Annotated in this window: 16 protein-coding genes and 3 tRNA genes; 6 read left to right on the forward strand and 13 right to left on the reverse strand. The window is 68.1% G+C overall.

All coding sequences use genetic code 11. The annotated features are described in order from the left end of the window. The first annotated feature begins 30 nt into the window (after window positions 1-30). Window positions 31-903 carry a phosphoribosylaminoimidazolesuccinocarboxamide synthase gene (locus ACYU98_RS05375; protein WP_460467163.1) on the forward strand — a complete coding sequence of 291 codons (873 nt, stop codon included), beginning with the start codon at window positions 31-33 and terminating at the stop codon, window positions 901-903. A 66-nt stretch (window positions 904-969) separates the two neighbouring features. On the opposite strand, the gene ACYU98_RS05380 is transcribed toward ACYU98_RS05375, so the two are convergent. The 3 genes from ACYU98_RS05380 to ACYU98_RS05390 form a co-directional block, all read right to left on the reverse strand. Further along, complete coding sequence (locus ACYU98_RS05380) at window positions 970-1848, reverse strand: S8 family serine peptidase (protein WP_460467164.1); 879 nt, start codon at window positions 1846-1848, stop codon at window positions 970-972. Further along, window positions 1845-2480, reverse strand: coding sequence for a protease pro-enzyme activation domain-containing protein (locus tag ACYU98_RS05385; protein ID WP_460467165.1), 636 nt, complete (start codon window positions 2478-2480; stop codon window positions 1845-1847). The genes ACYU98_RS05380 and ACYU98_RS05385 overlap by 4 nt, the downstream gene beginning before the upstream one ends. 215 nt (window positions 2481-2695) lie before the next feature. Continuing rightward, complete coding sequence (locus ACYU98_RS05390; RefSeq protein WP_460467166.1) at window positions 2696-3496, reverse strand: spermidine synthase; 801 nt, start codon at window positions 3494-3496, stop codon at window positions 2696-2698. Between the two features lie 39 nt (window positions 3497-3535). On the opposite strand from ACYU98_RS05390, the gene ACYU98_RS05395 reads away from it, so the two are divergent. Then, a complete protein-coding gene (locus tag ACYU98_RS05395) occupies window positions 3536-3904 on the forward strand; it encodes a sterol carrier family protein (RefSeq protein WP_460467167.1) in 369 nt (122 codons plus the stop codon). A gap of 71 nt (window positions 3905-3975) precedes the next feature. Here the strand turns inward: ACYU98_RS05395 and ACYU98_RS05400 are convergent, their stop codons facing one another. Beyond that, on the reverse strand, window positions 3976-5838 hold the full coding sequence (locus ACYU98_RS05400) for a sunset domain-containing protein (RefSeq protein WP_460467168.1): 1863 nt from the start codon (window positions 5836-5838) through the stop codon (window positions 3976-3978). A gap of 70 nt (window positions 5839-5908) precedes the next feature. Between ACYU98_RS05400 and ACYU98_RS05405 the strand changes: the two genes are divergently transcribed. Genes ACYU98_RS05405 through purM form a run of 3 tightly spaced genes read left to right on the forward strand, consistent with a single transcriptional unit; the run spans window position 5909 to window position 8941 of the window. Continuing rightward, window positions 5909-6175 (forward strand): hypothetical protein, encoded by a 267-nt coding sequence (locus ACYU98_RS05405; RefSeq protein ID WP_460467169.1) that lies wholly within the window; start codon window positions 5909-5911, stop codon window positions 6173-6175. A gap of 35 nt (window positions 6176-6210) precedes the next feature. Continuing rightward, complete coding sequence (gene purF, locus ACYU98_RS05410; RefSeq protein ID WP_460467170.1) at window positions 6211-7803, forward strand: amidophosphoribosyltransferase; 1593 nt, start codon at window positions 6211-6213, stop codon at window positions 7801-7803. Window positions 7804-7825: 22 nt separating this feature from the next. Further along, a complete protein-coding gene (purM, locus tag ACYU98_RS05415) occupies window positions 7826-8941 on the forward strand; it encodes a phosphoribosylformylglycinamidine cyclo-ligase (protein WP_460467171.1) in 1116 nt (371 codons plus the stop codon). A 73-nt stretch (window positions 8942-9014) separates the two neighbouring features. Here the strand turns inward: purM and ACYU98_RS05420 are convergent, their stop codons facing one another. From ACYU98_RS05420 to ACYU98_RS05445, 6 genes are all read right to left on the reverse strand, one after another. Next, a complete protein-coding gene (locus tag ACYU98_RS05420; protein ID WP_460467172.1) occupies window positions 9015-9254 on the reverse strand; it encodes a DUF3073 domain-containing protein in 240 nt (79 codons plus the stop codon). A 149-nt stretch (window positions 9255-9403) separates the two neighbouring features. After that, window positions 9404-10084 carry a copper resistance CopC family protein gene (locus tag ACYU98_RS05425; protein ID WP_460467173.1) on the reverse strand — a complete coding sequence of 227 codons (681 nt, stop codon included), beginning with the start codon at window positions 10082-10084 and terminating at the stop codon, window positions 9404-9406. Between the two features lie 105 nt (window positions 10085-10189). Further along, window positions 10190-10262, reverse strand: a tRNA-Phe gene (locus tag ACYU98_RS05430). A 24-nt stretch (window positions 10263-10286) separates the two neighbouring features. Continuing rightward, window positions 10287-10363 (reverse strand) — tRNA-Asp (locus tag ACYU98_RS05435). Between the two features lie 22 nt (window positions 10364-10385). Further along, a tRNA-Glu gene (locus ACYU98_RS05440) sits at window positions 10386-10458 on the reverse strand. A gap of 129 nt (window positions 10459-10587) precedes the next feature. After that, entirely contained in the window at window positions 10588-11607 is a 1020-nt protein-coding gene (locus ACYU98_RS05445) for a PHP domain-containing protein (RefSeq protein WP_460467174.1), read from the reverse strand. Between the two features lie 42 nt (window positions 11608-11649). Here ACYU98_RS05445 and ACYU98_RS05450 point away from each other — a divergent pair, with 42 nt between their 5' ends. Beyond that, window positions 11650-12120 (forward strand): hypothetical protein, encoded by a 471-nt coding sequence (locus ACYU98_RS05450; protein ID WP_460467175.1) that lies wholly within the window; start codon window positions 11650-11652, stop codon window positions 12118-12120. Here the strand turns inward: ACYU98_RS05450 and ACYU98_RS05455 are convergent. The 3 genes from ACYU98_RS05455 to treY form a co-directional block, all read right to left on the reverse strand. Then, window positions 12111-13160 (reverse strand): hypothetical protein, encoded by a 1050-nt coding sequence (locus ACYU98_RS05455; protein ID WP_460467176.1) that lies wholly within the window; start codon window positions 13158-13160, stop codon window positions 12111-12113. The genes ACYU98_RS05450 and ACYU98_RS05455 overlap by 10 nt on opposite strands. Before the next feature lie 94 nt (window positions 13161-13254). After that, the gene (gene treZ / locus ACYU98_RS05460) at window positions 13255-14991 is read right to left on the reverse strand and encodes a malto-oligosyltrehalose trehalohydrolase (protein ID WP_460467177.1); all 1737 of its coding nucleotides are present in this window, start codon (window positions 14989-14991) and stop codon (window positions 13255-13257) included. Window positions 14992-15022: 31 nt separating this feature from the next. Continuing rightward, window positions 15023-17419, reverse strand: a complete 2397-nt coding sequence (treY, locus tag ACYU98_RS05465) for a malto-oligosyltrehalose synthase (RefSeq protein WP_460467178.1) — start codon at window positions 17417-17419, stop codon at window positions 15023-15025. Window positions 17420-17437: the final 18 nt, after the last annotated feature.

Genomic DNA, 17437 nt, shown 5'->3' on the forward strand with positions numbered 1-17437 from the left:
CGGATGGGCCATTACGCGACAATGTTCCGTATGACACTCGAGTTGCCTGGCTACACCCATGTTTACTCCGGGAAGGTCCGCGACCTCTACACCCCTCGGGAGGGCGAGGGTCAACTGCTGTTGGTGGCCTCTGACCGGATTTCTGCGTTCGACTTCGTGCTTGACACCCCGATCCCGGACAAGGGGAAGGTGCTGACCCAGCTGTCGCTGTGGTGGTTCGAGCAGTTGCAGGACTTGTTGCCCCATCACGTGATCTCCACTGATGTGCCGCCGGAGGTTGAGGGTCGGGCGGTGCTGGTCGAGAAGCTGGAGATGGTGCCGGTCGAGTGTGTGGCTCGCGCCTATCTCACCGGTGGCGGCCTGGCCGACTACAACGCCACCGGGGTCGTTTCCGGCGTACGCTTGCCGGAGGGCCTCGTCGACGCCTCGCAATTGCCCGAGCCGATCTTCACGCCCTCGACCAAAGCTCCGGTGGGCGAACACGATGAGCCGATCTCCTATGCCGAGGTGGCCGCTCAGATCGGCGAGCCGTTGGCCGCTCAGGTTCGCGACCTCACCATCGCAATCCTGAAGCGCGGCAACGAGATTGCTGCCGAGCGCGGGATCTTGCTGGCAGACACCAAGGTCGAGTTTGGTCGCCGAGCCGACGGCACTTTGGTGTTGGCCGACGAGGTGCTCACTCCCGATTCCTCGCGGTTCTGGCCGGCGGATCTTTACGCCCCCGGTCATCCGCAGCCGTCGTTCGACAAGCAATACGTCCGCGACTGGCTGACCTCCCCGGCCTCCGGCTGGGATCGCAGCTCCGAGCAGCCGCCGCCCGCACTGCCGGCCGAGGTTGTTGAACAGACACGGGCGAAATATGTCGAGGCCTACGAGCGGCTGACCGGTCGCACCTTCGTCTGACGCTCCTTGGGCAGCAACAAGGGCCGGCACTCCGTGAAGTGCCGGCCCTTGTTGGCGGTTTGCGACTTACTTGAACGTGCGGATGAACTTCATCCCGTTCGGTGAGCCGACGCCGGTGACGTTGTCCCAGCCCCTGGCCGAGACGAGGTTCTCCGGCTTTGCGTCGAAGGCGACGACCTCCGGGCCCCAGACCGACGACTTGAAGTAGACGCCGGCCCGGTCAGCCTGGTTGATGTCGGTGATCGCGGCCGAGTGCCGCATCGAGTAGAGCTTCGGCGCGGCCAACCCGATGGTCGAGTTGTTGTAGGACTTTGCCAGCCCGATGATCGCGGCGGTGATCGGCGAAGCCAGCGAGGTTCCGCCGTACGTCGCGAAGGAAACCGCCGAAGCCGTCGGGTTGCCGTTCTGGTCGAGGTTGTAGCTGCGGAAGCGGATCGTGTAGCCGGTGTACGGGTCGGCGAGAGCCGCGACGTCAGGCACCGCGCGCATCGTCGACGACGTGGTCACGACACCCTTCTGCCACGACGGCTGGGCCGAGACGGCGCTGACGCCGCCGCCCGCGCCGTAGATGGAGTGGTTGGTGATCTCCGTGAACGACGCCTTGGTCGGGTCGGCTTGGTTGAAGAACTTGTCCTCCCAGCCGGCGTTGACCGGGTTGGAGCCGTCCTGCAGCATGCCTACCGAGGTTCCGCCAACCGCGGTCGTGTAGGCGCTGGAGGCGGGGTAACCGATGTGCGGCAGGCCGTCCGGAGCGCCACCGGCGCCGAGGTCGTTGGCGGTGGAGTTGTTGCCCGAGTCACCGCTGGAGGCGAAGGTTGAGATACCCGTCAGCGCTGCCTGCTGCATCGGGCGGTCCCAAGCAGCCATGTCGGACGCGGTCATGCCGTCGTCGTAGGGCATGCCGAAGGACATCGAGATGGTCGTCACCTGGTGGGCGTCGATCATCTTCTGCATCTCGGAGGTGAGGTCGGCGTCGTAACAGGACGCGGCGCCGTAGGGTCGCCCCAGTAGTTGGCGCAGGCGGTCGAGCCGTCGGAGGAGGTGCCGCCCTTTGCGGGAGTCAGCGTGGAGCGGGTGCTGTTCTCCTGAGCCGCGTTATTGGCCGTGACGTGGTGAACGGTGTTCAAGCCGGCAATACCGGTGATGCCGAGGTCGGCCGGGACGCTCGGCGACTTGTCGACAGCGAGTCCCTTCACGCCGTGCAGGGCAGCGTGGTGCATCGTGACACCGAACGTCTTGTTCACCTTCGCGACGTTGCCGGAGACAACGACCTGCGCACCGGAAACGCTGGAGAACTTGACCGAGAAGCCCTGGGATTTGGCCCAAGCGGCGACCTTTGACACCGACGCGGCGCTGGGCGCGAACTTCGCGGCGTACTCAGCCGGCGACACGCTCTCGCCACGGGCGAGCATCGCCTGAGCGACGGCGGCGTTGCGCAGCGGAAGCTGGAGCGTGACCGTCATCGGCGTCGCGCCTGCGGCCGATCCATCGACCTGGAGGGCAGAGCTGGTGAGCTTGCCCGAGTTGTTCAACACCGACTTGCCGTTGCCGGTGGCGTGAGCGGGCATGGCCGGCATAACGGCCACCGTCGAAAGGGCCGCGATCGCGGCCAGAGTGGAACGACGTTTCAGGAAAGGAACTCCCTGGAGGGTGAGAGGAGTCCGGGAAGGTTCGCACGCGGCGACACCCGGATCCTCAAAAACTAGGATTCCGGTGAGGTCCATGGGGATTTCCAACAGAACTGCCAGCACATTCCCAGGTTTCCCCGGATTTTCCCAGGTTCGAGATTCGATCAGCGAAGCCGGAAATTGCCCGGATCCGGCGGGGGTGGCGCGATCGCGTCGGCGGTGTCGATGACCCTTCCTTGACGCCCCCACGAGGCGGTCTGAGCCGCGTCGACCAGCGAGGTGGGGAACGCCGCCCGCGCGATCGCTCGGCGCAGGAGGTCGATCGGGAGGGGTGCTGCCGAGGCGACCACCACGTAGTTTCCGAACCGCTTCCGCTTCATGACCTCGGTGGTGGTGATCACCAAGACGTGCTCGAAATGCGTTGTGGCAGTAGCGATCACGCTCGCCAAGAACTTTCGGTCGGGGCGGTCGGCGATGTTGGCGAGCAGGACCCCGTGCCCCGCCAGGATACGGCGGTAGGCCGCGAAGGCGGCGGTCGTCACCAGCGGCACCGGCACCATCCCGGCATCGAAGGCGTCGATGGCGATGGCGTCGGCAGCGCCGTCCGTGAGATCGGCCAAACCGTCTTGGCCGGCGACCGGTCGCACCCGGATCCGGTGGCCACGCGGCAGCGGCAACTCTCGGCGGACGGCGTCGGTCAGGGGTGCGTCGGGTTCCAGCACGATCTGCGGCGAACCGGGTCGCGTGTGCTGTACATAGCGGGGGAGGGTGAGGCCGGCGCCACCGATGTGGGTGACGGCGAGGCGTCCCTCGGGCAAGAGATCCAGCACCGTCGCGAAATGTTGGACATATTCGAAGACCAGCAGACCTGGGTCGTCCGGGTCGACGTACGACTGCGGGTGGCCGTCGCGCATGACCACCACGCCGCCGCGCTCGTCGCTGCGGAATTCGAGGTGGTCGGTCATGGTGAGAGCCTAGGAGGACCACCCGATCGGAAGGACACCATGCCCGCGCGACGCATTGACCCGACCGCCGGCCGCGCGGCCGTGCTTGCTTGGGCGGTCGACCCCCAGCAGCCGCGACCCGTCGTCGCGACCGCAGTTCGCTACACGCTGGAAGAACTGGCGCTGCAGGCGCCGGGCCGATCGGTCGAGGTGCGCGTTCCGCCGTACGGCGCCGTGCAGGTCGTTGAGGGGCCGACCCACCGCCGCGGCACCCCGGCGAACGTGGTTGAGATGGACGCCGTCACCTGGCTGGGGCTGGTGGTCGGTGACCTCACCTGGACGGTCGTCGAGGCTGACGGACTGCTGCGTGCGTCCGGCGGGCGGGCCGATCTCAGCGCCTATCTGCCGCTGCTGCGTCGGGCTGAGTAGCGGCTCGAACCGACATAAGAAGTGGCCCTCCCGAACAAACCCGGGAGGGCCACTTTTTGCGGACGGGCTGGTCAACGCTTGGACGCGTCCCAGTGGCGGAAGCCCGCCGCGGCGGCCGACTCCTCGTCCTTGAAGTAGATCTCTGCTTCCGTACGCCCGTAGTGCGGCGACGCCGGACCGTGGAAGAGCATCGAGTCGGCGTTGCCCTTGACCCAACCTTCGGGTCCCGAGCCGTCGTCGCTGGGCATCACCGAGCCGGGGAAGCTGCCCTCTTCGAAGCCCGAGCCGTCGGCGACCGCCGAGTCGGTGGCGGCGGGCTTGGGTGCTTCTTCAGCCGCCGGTTTCGCGTCGGTCACCTGGCGGTGCGGCGGCTCGGCCGGTGCGGTGGTGCCGCCTTCTTCCGGCGTACGCGCGGGGCTGGATTTCGTCGGACCCCCGGTCGTGGTCGTGGGTGCGTCATGGAAGTCGCCCAGGGGTAGCGGCGGCGTCGACCAGTCGTCGCCCGAGCTTGCCGGGGCGGGTGTTGCGGCGGATGCCGTCGGTGTCGCGGGTGCGGCGGGTCCCGCCGATTCGGGTTCGGCGGCCTTGGGCTCTGACTTTTCTGCTGACGCGGGCTCGGGCTCAGCCGGCTTCTCGGCCTCGACGGGTGCGGTCGCTGCCTCAGGTGCGGTGGCCGGGCTGTCGTCCAGCGGCGGGGGCGGGGTGGCCCAGTCGTCGCCGGAAGCTGCCGGAGCGGGTGTCGCAGCGGCTGCTGGTGCTGTCGCGGGTGCGGCCGCTGGTGCTGTCGCGGGTGCGGCCGCCGGTTCAGACGGTGTTTCTGGCTGCGGGGCTGCCGCTGGTTCGGTCGCCGATTCGGGTTCAGCGGCCTCGGGCTCCGAGGTTTCTGTCGGCTTGGTTGCGGGTTCAGCTGGCTTCTCGGCCTCGACGGGTGCGGTCGCTGCCTCAGGTGCGGTGGCCGGGCTGTCGTCCAGCGGCGGGGGTGGGGTGGCCCAGTCGTCGCCACCGGAACTCGCGGGTGCCGCGGGTGCGGGAGTCTCGGCGGCAGGCGCTGCGGCCTTGTCGGCGACCGGTGCCGGTTCGGTGTCCCAGTCGTCGGTAGCGGGTGCCGCGGGTGCGGCCTCGGGTGTCTCGGCGGCCTTGTCGGCGACCGGTGCCGGTTCGGTGTCCCAGTCGTCACCCGATGTGGCGGGTGCTGCAGGGGCTGCAGCCTTGTCGGCGACCGGTGCCGGTGCGGTGTCCCAGTCGTCGGCAGCGGGTGCTGCGGGTGCCGCGGGTGCGGGTGTCTCGGCTGCAGGGGCTGCAGTCTTCTCAGCGACCGGTGCCGGTGCGGTGTCCCAGTCGTCGGCAGCGGGTGCTGCGGGTGCCGCGGGTGCGGGTGTCTCGGCGGCAGGCGCTGCAGTCTTGTCGGCGACCGGTGCCGGTTCGGTGTCCCAGTCGTCGGCAGCGGGTGCTGCGGGTGCGGGTGTCTCGGCGGCAGGGGCTGCAGTCTTCTCAGCGACCGGTGCCGGTTCGGCATCCCAGTCGTCGGCAGCGGGAGTCGAAGGCGCAGCAGCATCCGGCTCACTAGCGGCCGGCTTCTCGGTCGTACGGTCGGATGCGGCAACGGCCGCAACACCCGCAGCGCCACCAGCTGCCCCGGCGACGGCGGCCGTCTTGCCGGCGCTCGACTTCGTCTCCGCCGGCGGCGAGGCGGGCGAACCAGACGAACCAGACGAACCAGACGAATCAGTCGACGAAGCGGAAACATCGGGAGCAGGGGAGATGGGGCCAACGGCCGGAGTCTCGACCTCCTGCGGCTCCTCGCCGCGGCCGACCTTCCGTTTGCCGTTGACGCCGTTGATGCCGACCGACCCACCGCGCTGCGGGTCCCGCAGCACGATGATCGCGAGCAACGCAAAGATGATCAGGACAAGAACGAGCACGACCCACTTCATGGGATCTCCTTGATCGCAGGGGCAGGACCTTGCCCGCAACCCTAACGATCGCGTCGCTTACCGTAGGAGCGTGTCAACCACCAATTCCGAGGGCCCGAACGTGCAGCAGCCCACCCGCCGTCCCGTGAAGCGCCGTCCGCGCATGGCGCCGTTCTTGGTGACCGGCACCGTTCTCGGCATCATCGCTGCCGTGATCGTCTGCAACCTCCCGGCCAACACCCAGGGCGACTACTCCACCGGCACCTCCGTCGCCTACCTCGGTGCGATCTTCGGTGGCCTCGGCGCGCTGCTGGGAGCGTTTGCTTTCCTGGCCGCCGACCGCCGTTCGGGCCACTGAACGGCGTGCCGCTCCCGACGTGGGAGGATTGATCCGTGGCCCGCGCTGATGGACGACTGACCCACGACCTCAATCCCGGTGAAAAAGCCCCGCAGGACGCCTGCGGTGTCTTCGGTGTGTGGGCTCCCGGTGAAGACGTCGCCAAACTCACCTACTTCGGTCTCTACGCCCTGCAACACCGCGGGCAAGAGTCGGCCGGCATCGCGACGAGCGATGGCGAAAGCATCCTGGTTTACAAAGACATGGGCCTGGTCTCACAGGTTTTCGACGAGTCGAGCCTGGGGAGCCTGCGCGGTCACATCGCGATCGGCCACACCCGCTACTCCACCACCGGCGGCAGCACCTGGGAGAACGCCCAGCCCACGCTCGGCGGTCACGCCGGTGGAACCGTCGCGCTCGCCCACAACGGCAACCTGATCAACACCGTCGAGTTGCGCGAAATGGTCGAGGCCCGCAGCGCCGTACGCGGCGAAATCGCCCGCGGCAACACCAGCGACACCGCTCTGGTGACTGCCCTCCTCGCCTCGGACGAATCCAAGTCGCTGGAAGAAGCTGCGCTGGAAGTTCTGCCGATGCTCAAGGGCGCCTTCTGCTTCGTGTTCATGGACGAACACACCCTGTACGCCGCCCGCGACCCCCACGGCGTACGTCCGTTGGCCCTCGGCCGGCTCGAGCGCGGGTGGGTGGTCGCCTCCGAGACCGCCGCCTTGCAGACCATCGGGGCCAGTGTCGTACGCGAGATCGAACCCGGCGAGATCGTCGCGATCGACGAGAACGGGCTGCGCTCCCATCGGTTTGCGGAGGCCACGCCCAAGGGCTGCGTCTTCGAATACGTCTACCTCGCCCGCCCTGACGCGGTGATCAACGACCGGGTCGTCCACGACGCTCGCGTCGAGATGGGCCGCGAATTGGCTCGGGAACACCCCGTTGACGCCGACATGGTCATCGGAGTTCCGGAGTCGGGCGTTCCGGCCGCCACCGGCTACGCCGCGGAGAGCGGTATCCCGTTCGGGCAAGGATTTGTCAAGAACGCCTACGTCGGGCGCACCTTCATCCAGCCCAGTCAGACGCTGCGTCAGCTGGGCATCAGGCTCAAACTGAACCCCCTCGAACACAGCATTCGGGGCAAGCGAATCGTGGTCATCGACGACTCGATCGTTCGCGGCAACACTCAGCGGGCCCAGATCCGGATGCTGCGCGAAGCCGGCGCCCTGGAGGTTCACGTTCGAATCTCCAGCCCGCCGGTTCAGTGGCCCTGCTTCTACGGCATCGACTTCGCTTCGCGCGCCGAACTGATCGCCACCGGGTTGAAGGTGGAGGAGATCCGCGCTTCGATCGGCGCCGATTCGCTGGGCTACATCTCGCTCGAGGGCATGATCACCGCCACGGAGCAGAAGCCGGAACAACTCTGCACCGCTTGCTTCTCCGGCCAATACCCGATCGAGTTGCCCGAGGATGGCCGGATCGGCAAGCACGTGCTCGAGACGCTGCCGCTCAACGTCGCCACTGGCCATGACCGGTCGATCCCGGTGTTGCCGCAGGACGACGCGGCCGCGCACCGCCCCGACGCAGAGGGTGTGACGACCGGATTCTCCCTGGGTGGTTCGGGCGCCCTCGACCACCCCTGATCCATCCGAGACGAAGGCCAGCATGACCGACCAGACCCCGACCACTTATGCCGCTGCCGGCGTCGACGTCCACGCCGGTGACAAGGCCGTCGAGCTGATGAAGGAGTCCGTACGAAGGGCTCAGCGCCCCGAGGTGATGGGCGGCCTGGGCGGTTTCGCCGGCATGTTCGACGCATCGGCGCTCGCGCGGATGAGCCACCCGGTGCTCGCGACCTCCACCGACGGGGTCGGCACCAAGGTCGCAATTGCCCAGCAGATGGATGTGCACGACACCATCGGGTTCGACCTGGTCGGGATGGTCGTCGACGACATCGTGGTGTGTGGCGCTGAACCGCTGTTCATGACCGACTACATCGCCACCGGCAAGGTTGTTCCGGAGCGGATCGCAGCGATCGTCAGTGGCATCGCTGGTGGCTGTCGGGCGGCGAACGTGGCCCTCGTCGGCGGCGAGACCGCCGAACACCCCGGGCTGCTCGACCCTGATGAATACGACGTGGCCGGAGCTGCGACCGGGGTCGTCGAGCGCGATGCGATCCTCGGCCCGCAGCGGGTCGCCGAGGGCGATGTGCTGCTGGGAATTGCTTCCTCAGGCCTGCACTCCAACGGCTACTCCCTGGTCCGCAAGGTCGTCGCCGATGCCGGCTGGGGTTGGGACCGTGACGTGCCGGAGTTCGGCCGCACGCTCGGCGAGGAATTGCTGACGCCGACCCGCGTCTACGCCGCCGATCTGCTGAGGCTGATCCGCACCGATGGGGTGAACCTGCACGCGTTGTCCCACGTCACCGGTGGCGGACTTGCCGCAAACGTCGCGCGGGTCCTGCCGCAGGACGTCGTCGGTGTCATCGAGCGGGCGTCCTGGACTCCGCCGCCGGTGTTCCAAGTCATCGGTCAACTGGGTCGGGTTCCCCAGCTCGACCTTGAAGCCACGCTGAACATGGGTGTCGGCTTCGTGGCGGCTCTGCCCGCGGCCAGCGCCGATACCGCGTTGGCGGTGCTGGCCGACCTCGGCCTGCCGTCGTGGCGGATCGGTGAGGTCGTCGGCGCGCAGCATGTCGACACGTCCGCGGCGCCGGTGATCAGCGGGGCGAAGGGTGTCGACGCCGGCGGCTGCCAGGTGATCGGAACGTACGCACGCTGAACCACGTCGCCGACCGGGCGCCGTGCGGCGGCCCGGTCGGACGAAGGTGGTTCAAACCCGTGAGGGACGGGTGTCAGTGACGGTGTGACGCCCAGTCGGCGTAGTCGTCATCGACTCCGTCAACACCATCAGCTCCGACGTCGCTGTCATCGCTGTCATCAGCGGTGTCAACGACCTCGGGCTCCTCGGACTCACGATGCGACGTCGAAGCGCGCAACTCGCGCTCGAGTGCGTTCAGGTCGGTGTCGGGAGAGAAATACTTCAACTCCCGGGCAACCTTGGTCTGCTTGGCTTTGGCCCGGCCGCGCCCCATGGCGAGACCCCCTCATGTGTATTGCCGGGGCGTCCAAAGCGGTCAGCCCGGTGGCACTGCCATCGGAACAACGCGCCGCGGAAGGCCCCGGGATCTTTGCGTGTCTGTCGTGGGGTCAACGGTACATCAGCGACACGCCCACTTCTGAATCAGTCGGTCGAGTCCGAGTCCGAATCGTGGCCATTGCGCTCATTTTTGCCGTTTGCGGGCGCGTCGTCGCGCAACCGGGTGCGGGCATAGGCCGCTCCGCCACCGATCAGCAGCAGCGCAATCACCACGGCCGCCCCGATCAACAGGGGCTCGTTGTCGGTTGACGTCGTGGGAGTCTGCTTGGCCGGCGGAGTCACTTCGGAGCTGGTGGGCGACGTCGGCGCCGAGCTGGTGGGCGCCGTCGGCGCCGCTGTTGACTGGCTGATGCCGGGCAGGCCCGCCGTGGGTGGGGCCGCGGTGGCGTTCGCCGCCACGCTGAATGTGAAGGTGCCGGAGACCGGGTGCCCATCGCCCGACACCGCGCGCCAGGTGACCGTGTAGGAACCCCCCACCAGCGGCGTACGCAGCGGTTGGGTGACCGCCGCAGCGGCCACCTTCGCGTCGCCCTGGCTGGCGTTGGCGCCGTCCGGACCAATCACGCGTACGGCGGTGCCTGTGGCGATCATCGGGCCGCTGAAGGTCAGCGTCACCTCGCTCGGTGCGGAGACCTGAGCGCCTGCCGCTGGCACGCTCGACAGCAGCTGCTCGTGGGCCTGAGCGGTCGCCATCCCCAGCAACATCATCGGGAGGAAGAGCATGGCTGACAGAAGCGCGCGCAGGGCGCCAGGTCGGGTAGGCATAGGTCCATCTTGGACTGCCCAACTGCGCGGCATGCCGACAGGTCGGGTGGGGGAGAAAGAACAAGGAAGCCCGCCGGCGAATCGGCGGGCTTCCTTTGCGAACTGTGGCCAGAGACGGGGTCGAACCGCCGACCTAGCGATTTTCAGTCGCTCGCTCTACCAACTGAGCTATCTGGCCATCGGTTTGGTGCGATGACCAAACTGGCGACCCCGACGGGACTCGAACCCGCGACCTCCGCCGTGACAGGGCGGCGCGCTAACCAACTGCGCTACGGGGCCTTGTTTGCACAAGACCGTGCTGTATCCCCAACGGGATTCGAACCCGTGCCGTCGCCGTGAAAGGGCGATGTCCTAGGCCGCTAGACGATGGGGACCTGTCCTTGACAGGGCCGCGCCGAGCGGACTGGGCCGGATCCGTTGAGGACCTGCGTAACTATAGGGGAGTTCTAGACCGAACACCAAAACGGGGTCGCCTGCGCCACCGAAAAGCACATCTGCGCAGGTCAGCGGGCTGCGGCCCATGCGAGGAGTCGGTCTTCTGCCCAGGTGTTCACAATTCGATCCAGCGGGATGTCCAACTGTTCGGCGCGCACACAGCCGAATTGCAACAGGTCGAGTTGGCCGGGTGCGTGGGCATCGGAGTCGATCGAGAACAGGCAGCCGAGGTCGCGGGCCATCGTCAACAGCTCATCGGGCGGGTCGCATCGCTCGGGCCGGCTGTTGATCTCCACCGCGACGCCATGCTCGGCGCACGCCTCGAAGACGGCGCGGGCGTCGAAGGCGGACTGTCCGCGAGTGCCGCGTGAACCACCGGTGAGGCGCCCGGTGCAGTGGCCCAGGACGTTGGTCCTCGGGTTGCGCACCGCCGCGATCATCCGCCGCGTCATCGGAGCGGATGCCATGGCCAGTTTGGAGTGGACCGAGGCGACGCGCAGGTCGAGTCGCTCCAGCATCTCCTCGCTTTGATCGAGCTCGCCATCGTCCAAGATGTCGACCTCGATGCCCTTGAGCAGGGTGAAACCGTCGACGTGCTGGTTGATCACCTCGATGACCTTCAACTGCTCCTGCAGGCGGGCCGCGCTCAGCCCGTTCGCGACGCGCAAGCGGGGCGAGTGGTCGGTCAACACCAGGTAGTCGTGGCCGAGTTCCAGTGCGCTGGCGACCATTTCGGGGATCGGCGACCCGCCATCGCTCCAATCGGAGTGGCTGTGGCAGTCGCCGCGCAATGCGTTGCGTACGGCCTGGCCGCCCTCAACCATCTGATCGGGATACTTCGCTTCGACGGTGTCGAGATAGTCCGGTCGCTGCCCGGCCAGCGCCTGGCGGATCACGACCTCGGTCGACTTGCCGATGCCCGGCAGGTCGCCGAGGGTGCCGTCGGCAGCCCGCCGCTCCAACTCCTCGCGGGGGGTCGAGACGACCGTCGCAGCAGCGCCACGGAAGGCCTTCACGCGGTATTCGCCGGCTCGGGCGCGCTCCAAGACGAAGGCGATCCGGCGAAGGGCATCCAGCGGCTCGATCATGGTTGGCAAGCGTACGGCGGCAGGAGCCGTAGGGTGCAGGGCGTGAAGGTATGGCTGGTGCCCGTGCTGCTCGTGACGGCGATCGCGTGGATGCTGTGGGCGCAGTCGCGGCTGCAACGAAACGTGCTGGAGTTCCTCGTGGCGCGTGCCGGTGGAAGCGCCCGGCGCGGCGCGGCCTGGACCCACGCCACCCAGGGCGGGGCGGCCGCCCTCGCGGTGCTGGCCATCGCGGCAGCGATCACCGTCGAGCTCCGCGGCGGGCTGGTTCCCGTCCGGGTCGTTCTGATGGTCGCGGTGCTGGGGGCGTACGTGCCGTTCGCGGCGACGCTCGGACGCACCAAACTGCGCAAACTTCGTACGCCGGTCGAGCGCCGCCTCATGCAAGCGGGCGCCCCGTCGGACGTCGCTCTCGCGATAGCCCGGGCGGGACGCCCGTGGAGCCTGGTCGGCTCGTTGCTGATGTTGGCTGCGGTGCTAGTTCTTTGCTGGCACCACCTGAAGGGTCAGTCCTGAGCGTCGTCCGGGGCCGGCTGGTCGACGTCGGCGACCTCAGTCTGAGCCAACTGCTGCTCGAACAGTGACGGCTTGGTACCCGAACCAGCTTGTGCCTGCTGCGAGTTCGCTGAATCAGCCGATGCGTCGGTTCCGTTGCCTGCCTGGGTGACGTCGGTCCACGAGCTGTCCGCGCTGCCTGCAGCCGGGGCGCCGGGGGCGTCGGCGGGCGTCTGCGGATCGCTGGTCGACGCGGTGGAAGGGTTCCGCGCGGCCGCCGTCGAACCGCTGAAACCGGCGCGGACCGCGTCGTAAGTCGGCGTTGTTGAGGTCGCGTCGGATTCGTTGCCCGAAGCGGTGTCGTTGCCCTTGGCCGAACCAGGGTCGGTGCCCTTGGCTGAACCAGCGTCGTTGCCCTTGACCGAAGCGGCGCCGGAGGTGGCGCTCGCGTCAGCCGGGTCGACGGATGCCGTGGCAGCGTCAGTGGAAGTCGCCGCGACCGGGGCGGTCTTCGCCTTGGGCGACTTGGCCGGCTTCTCGGCGACCGAGGCCCGCGAGGGCGGCACCTTTGCGCCGGCCGGCGACTGCTGCTGCGCCTTCGCGGCGAGCTTCTTGGCGGCGTCCTCGGTCTTCTTGGTTGCGACGTCCTGGACGGACTTGATCACGAACACCAGGCCGACGGCGCCGATCGCCATCCACCAGCGGGGGTGCTTCACGCCGCGGTTCAACAGGTAGGTCTCGGCCTTGGTGTCGAGCTTGAGACCGATTCCGGAGGTGAGCAGGCCGATGCCGCCCGTCGCGGCAGCGAGCGCCGAACCGGCCGAGGCCGCGGTGTTCTTGGCGCCGGTCACCGGCTTGATTCCGAGGGCGCCACCGGTGGAGGCGTCGTCCTTGGACATGAACAGTGAGCCGGCGGTGCCGGCCGTGTTGGCAACGGTCAGGCCGCGACGCAGCCAGGTGGGGACCCTGGCCGGCCGCGCGAGCACAGTGGCCCCGGTGACGGCGGCCGCGAGCAGATTCTGGGCGGCTGGAGAACGCAGAGCAGCAGTGTTCTTGGGCATGCGGCAACTCTAGAACGCGGTGGTCGGTCCTGGGGCGGGGGAGCGCACTTGTCCGTCACTTTGCTGCGGTCATCCGGCGTGTTTGGCGGACAAGTCAGGAGGGGGCGAGGATCACCACTCCGTCGGGCTCGATCACGACGTCGCCGCCGGCGTCCATCGATGCGTCGAAGGCGGCCGCGACGACGCGCGCCGGCCCCACCCGTACGGCGGTCTGGCCCAGGTTGGCGATGATGCGGTAGTCGCCGCGGTGCACCGTCACGACCTCGCCGTCGCGCGCGATCGAACTGGAGCGCAGATCGGGGTCGCGCAGCTGCGGGACGTCGCGACGCAACGCGATCAGGGTGCGGTACCAGTCGTAGACCTGCCGGTGGACGGGTTGATCCAGTTCGGTCCAACGCAACACCGAAGCGTCGCGGGTCGATGCCTGCTGCGGGTCGGGCACCTCGTCGGTCCAGCCGTGTTCGGCGAACTCGGCACGGCGCCCCTGGGAGACGGCCGCCGCCAGGTCGGGCTCCTCGTGATCGGTGAAATAGGCCCACTTCGTCGCGGCGCCCCACTCCTCGCCCATGAACAGCATCGGGGTGTACGGCGAGGTGAGCATCAGCGCGGCCCCAATCGCCAGCCGGCCGGTGGAGACCAGGTGGCTCAGGCGGTCGCCGGTGGCGCGGTTGCCGATCTGGTCGTGGGTCTGCAGGGAGACCACGAACCGATGGCCGGGTGTCGTCGGATCGACGGGACGGCCGTGGTGTCGCCCGCGGAAACTCGACCAGGTTCCGTCGTGGAAGAACGGGCTTCGGCCGGCCTTGATCAGGGCGTCGGGTTCGGCGAAATCGGCGTAGTAACCCTGTGTCTCGCCGGTGAGCAGGACATGCCAGGTGTGGTGCACGTCGTCGGCCCACTGGGCGGCCAGGCCCTGGCCGCCGGTGCCGTCGACCGCGCGCGGCGCGACCGTCGCGGGATCGTTGCGGTCCGACTCCGCGATCAGCAGCAGCGGCCGACCGAGCGCATGGGCGAGCGCGTCGGTGTGGGCGGCGAGCTCCTCCAGGAAGTGCATCGCCCGGTCGTCCATCAGCGCGTGAACCGCGTCGAGGCGTAGCGCATCGAGGTGGAAGTCGCGCAGCCACAGCGTTGCGTTGTCGATGAGGTAGCGGCGCACCTCGTCGCTGCCGGGACCGTCCAGGTTGACCGCCCAGCCCCATGGCGTGTGGTGCTGGTCGGTGAAATAAGGACCGAACACCGGCAGGTAGTTGCCGCTGGGTCCGAGGTGGTTGTAGACGACGTCGAGGCAGACTCCCAGACCCTTCGCGTGGGCCGCGTCGACGAAGCGCTGCAGTGCGAGTGCTCCGCCGTAGGCGTCGTGCACGGCGTAGGGGCACACGCCGTCGTAGCCCCAGCCGCGCTGGCCGGGGAAGGACGCCAACGGCATCAGCTCGATCAGCGTGATGCCGAGCTCGACCAGGTGGTCCAGTCGCTCGATCGCGCTGTCCAGGGTGCCCTGCTCGGTGAAGGTTCCGACATGCAGTTCGTAGATCACTGCGTCGGAAAGCGGCACGCCACGCCAGGCCGGGTCCGTCCACTCGAAGGTGTCCAGATCAACGACGGCGGAGCGGCCGTGCGGCCCCTCCGGCTGTGCCAATGAGCGGGGGTCGGGGCGGGGATCCTGGTCGTCGACGGCATAGGCGTACCGGGAACCGGGGGCTGCCGGGGCATCGACCGTCCACCAACCGTCGCCGCCTGCGGCCATCTCGACAACGGTGTCGTCGAGATGCAGGCGTACGGCCTCGCCTGCGTTGGGCGCCCAGACATCGAAGGTATGCGTCGCGGTGTTCATGATGCCTTCCTCGTCGCGAATGGTGATGCGGTCACTGACGTTCCAGCAAGGCGACCGGACCGGCCGCGTACATCTCGGTGCACGGAACCAGGCCGCCGGCGAAGGTTCGGCCGCTCAGCAGGTCGGTCCACTGCCCATCGGGCAACGTCACGGTTGTGTCGGCCCACCCGCCGTCCCGCGCGAGTCGGTCGCCGGCGCGGATCGCCAAGACGGCATACGCAGTCGGCTTGTCGCGGCGCAGCACCCCGGAAAGGCCGCCATGCGAGTGACCGCGAACGAACCCGATGACGTGGGCGGAGTCGGTCTCGATCGATTCGTACGTCGCATGTGCACCGAAGGCCTCCGGTGCGTTCCGGCGGGCCTGCAACACCGTTCGTACGAGGTGTTGTTTGCGGGCCGACAGGTCATCGCCCGGGTGCAGAAGACCGGTGGCGCGGGCCGCGTAGTCGACCGGACGCCGGTTGTCGGGATCGACCAAGGACAGATCCACGAACTCGGTGCCCTGATAGCTGTCCGCGACACCGGGCAGGGTGAGCTGAATCAGCTTGGCACCCAACGTGACTGCGGCGATGGATCCAGCGACTTGCGCCTCAGCGCGCTCGACCAGCGCGCGGTGGTCGGGGTCGTCGCGCAGGTCCTTGGCGTAGGAGATCACCGCGTCTTCGTAGTCGCTGTCGCCATCGACCCAGGCGGTGTGTTCCTTGCCTTCGCGCAGCGCCTTGCGCAGGTAGTCGGCGAGCCGATCATCGTCGATGGCGCTGACACCGAAGAGCGTCTGCCACACGAGGTGGGCCGTCGGGCCATCGATCCGGCCCTCGGCGAACCGGTGGGCGGATGCGGCCAATGAGCGCCAGGCCTGCGGGCTCTCGGCCAGGGCCAGCAGCCGGGCGCGTACGTCCTCGCTGCGTTTCGTGTCGTGGGTCGACAGCGTGGTGAGAGTGCGAGGCCATTCCTTCTGTTGATGGGTTGCCCACTCGTGCAACAGATCTGGGCTAGCCCCGGCGACCAGCGTCGGGTCCGAGCCAACCTCGTTCAGGGCGACCAGTCGGTGATAGCGGTAGAACGTGGTGTCCTCGATGCCCTTGGCCATCACCGGGCCCCAGGTCTGCTGGAGCCGGATACCGAAGTCGGTCGCGGAGGCTTCGTCATCCTGCAGCGCGGTCAGCGGGGCCAGCGCATCCAGCTCGGCTGCCAGGTCGGGGCGAGCGTCACCCGCGCGCTCGAACGCCTCGGTCAATCGGCCTCGGTCCTGTGCCGTCAGGCGGTGGTCGGGTCGGACGTAGGCCCGATAGACCTCGCCGCCGACCAGCAGTTCGACGATGGCCTCGCGCAGTCGGTCACCGTCGGAGTCCGGCAGCGCCTCGCGGGCTCGGCGGGTCAGGCGGTCTACTTCGGGGGCCAGTGAGTGTTCGACGACCCAGCGCTTCGAGGTCTCCACGATGGCGGGGAAATCGGGGTTTCCGCCGGCCGCCGCCCATGCCTCGTCGAGCACCTCGCTGCTGGCGTCGTCGGTGAACGCGGCCTGCACGACCCGCAGCGCGTCGTAGCCGGTGGTTCCGGCGCAATGCCACGAGGAGGGCAGCCGTTCCTCGCCCTCGAGGATCTTCTCCGCCCAGATCGGAGTGTCCTTGCGGCAGGCCGCGGTGAGCCGCGCGAGGTAGGCGGTCGGGTCGGCCAGTCCGTCCGGGTGGTCGATCCGGAAGGCATCGATGAGCCCCTCGTGATGCAGTCGCAGCAGCAATTCGTGGGTGGCGTCGAAGACCTCGGGCAGTTCCACCCGGATGGCGATCAGCCCGTCGACCTCGAAGAAGCGTCGGTAGTTGAGAACCTCGGCCTTGTCGCGCCAGCTCGCCAATCGGTAGTGCTGCCGGTCGAGGATCTCAGCGATGTCGCCGCCGGTGTCGGTGCCGAGCGCCACCGGCCAGACGTGGTTGAAGTAGCGCAGAACGGGTTCTTCGCCGCTGCTGTCCAACGTCAGTTCGCCGTCGGCAATGACCTCGGCGAGCGGCTTGCCCAGCACCGGCAGCCCGATCCGGCCGCCGCCGACCTTCCAGTCGATGTCGAACCACTGCCCGGTCTCGGCGTCGCGACCGTCCTTCAGTACCTGCCACAACGGCCGGTTCAGGGTCTCGGGAGCAACGAATGCCATGTGGTTGGGCACCACGTCGACGACGATCCCCAGCCCGCGTCCGTGAGCAGCCGCGACCAACGCCCGGAAACCGTCCTCGCCACCCAGTTCGGGAGCGATCCGGGTGTGGTCGACCACGTCATAGCCGTGCATCGATCCCGGAACCGCGGTCAGGATCGGGGAGAGGTAGAGGTGACTCGCACCCAGGTCGGCCAGGTAGCCGACCTGGGCAGCGGCGTCGGCGAAGGTGAAGTCTGCGTGCAACTGCAGTCGGTAGGTGCTCTGGAACTCAGTCGGCATGGGTCCATCTTGGTCGAT

The organism is Calidifontibacter terrae, assembly GCF_054778835.1.

What these genes read in the sequence shown, in the direction of transcription:
- ACYU98_RS05375 (WP_460467163.1), top strand. Translation starts at nt 31, where the DNA reads ATGACACTCGAGTTGCCTGGCTACACCCATGTTTACTCCGGGAAGGTC.
- ACYU98_RS05380 (WP_460467164.1), bottom strand. Translation starts at nt 1,848, where the DNA reads ATGATCGACGCCCACCAGGTGACGACCATCTCGATGTCCTTCGGCATG.
- ACYU98_RS05385 (WP_460467165.1), bottom strand. Translation starts at nt 2,480, where the DNA reads ATGCCGGCCATGCCCGCTCACGCCACCGGCAACGGCAAGTCGGTGTTG.
- ACYU98_RS05390 (WP_460467166.1), bottom strand. Translation starts at nt 3,496, where the DNA reads ATGACCGACCACCTCGAATTCCGCAGCGACGAGCGCGGCGGCGTGGTG.
- ACYU98_RS05395 (WP_460467167.1), top strand. Translation starts at nt 3,536, where the DNA reads ATGCCCGCGCGACGCATTGACCCGACCGCCGGCCGCGCGGCCGTGCTT.
- ACYU98_RS05400 (WP_460467168.1), bottom strand. Translation starts at nt 5,838, where the DNA reads ATGAAGTGGGTCGTGCTCGTTCTTGTCCTGATCATCTTTGCGTTGCTC.
- purM (WP_460467171.1), top strand. Translation starts at nt 7,826, where the DNA reads ATGACCGACCAGACCCCGACCACTTATGCCGCTGCCGGCGTCGACGTC.
- ACYU98_RS05420 (WP_460467172.1), bottom strand. Translation starts at nt 9,254, where the DNA reads ATGGGGCGCGGCCGGGCCAAAGCCAAGCAGACCAAGGTTGCCCGGGAG.
- ACYU98_RS05425 (WP_460467173.1), bottom strand. Translation starts at nt 10,084, where the DNA reads ATGCCTACCCGACCTGGCGCCCTGCGCGCGCTTCTGTCAGCCATGCTC.
- ACYU98_RS05445 (WP_460467174.1), bottom strand. Translation starts at nt 11,607, where the DNA reads ATGATCGAGCCGCTGGATGCCCTTCGCCGGATCGCCTTCGTCTTGGAG.
- ACYU98_RS05455 (WP_460467176.1), bottom strand. Translation starts at nt 13,160, where the DNA reads ATGCCCAAGAACACTGCTGCTCTGCGTTCTCCAGCCGCCCAGAATCTG.
- treZ (WP_460467177.1), bottom strand. Translation starts at nt 14,991, where the DNA reads ATGAACACCGCGACGCATACCTTCGATGTCTGGGCGCCCAACGCAGGC.
- treY (WP_460467178.1), bottom strand. Translation starts at nt 17,419, where the DNA reads ATGCCGACTGAGTTCCAGAGCACCTACCGACTGCAGTTGCACGCAGAC.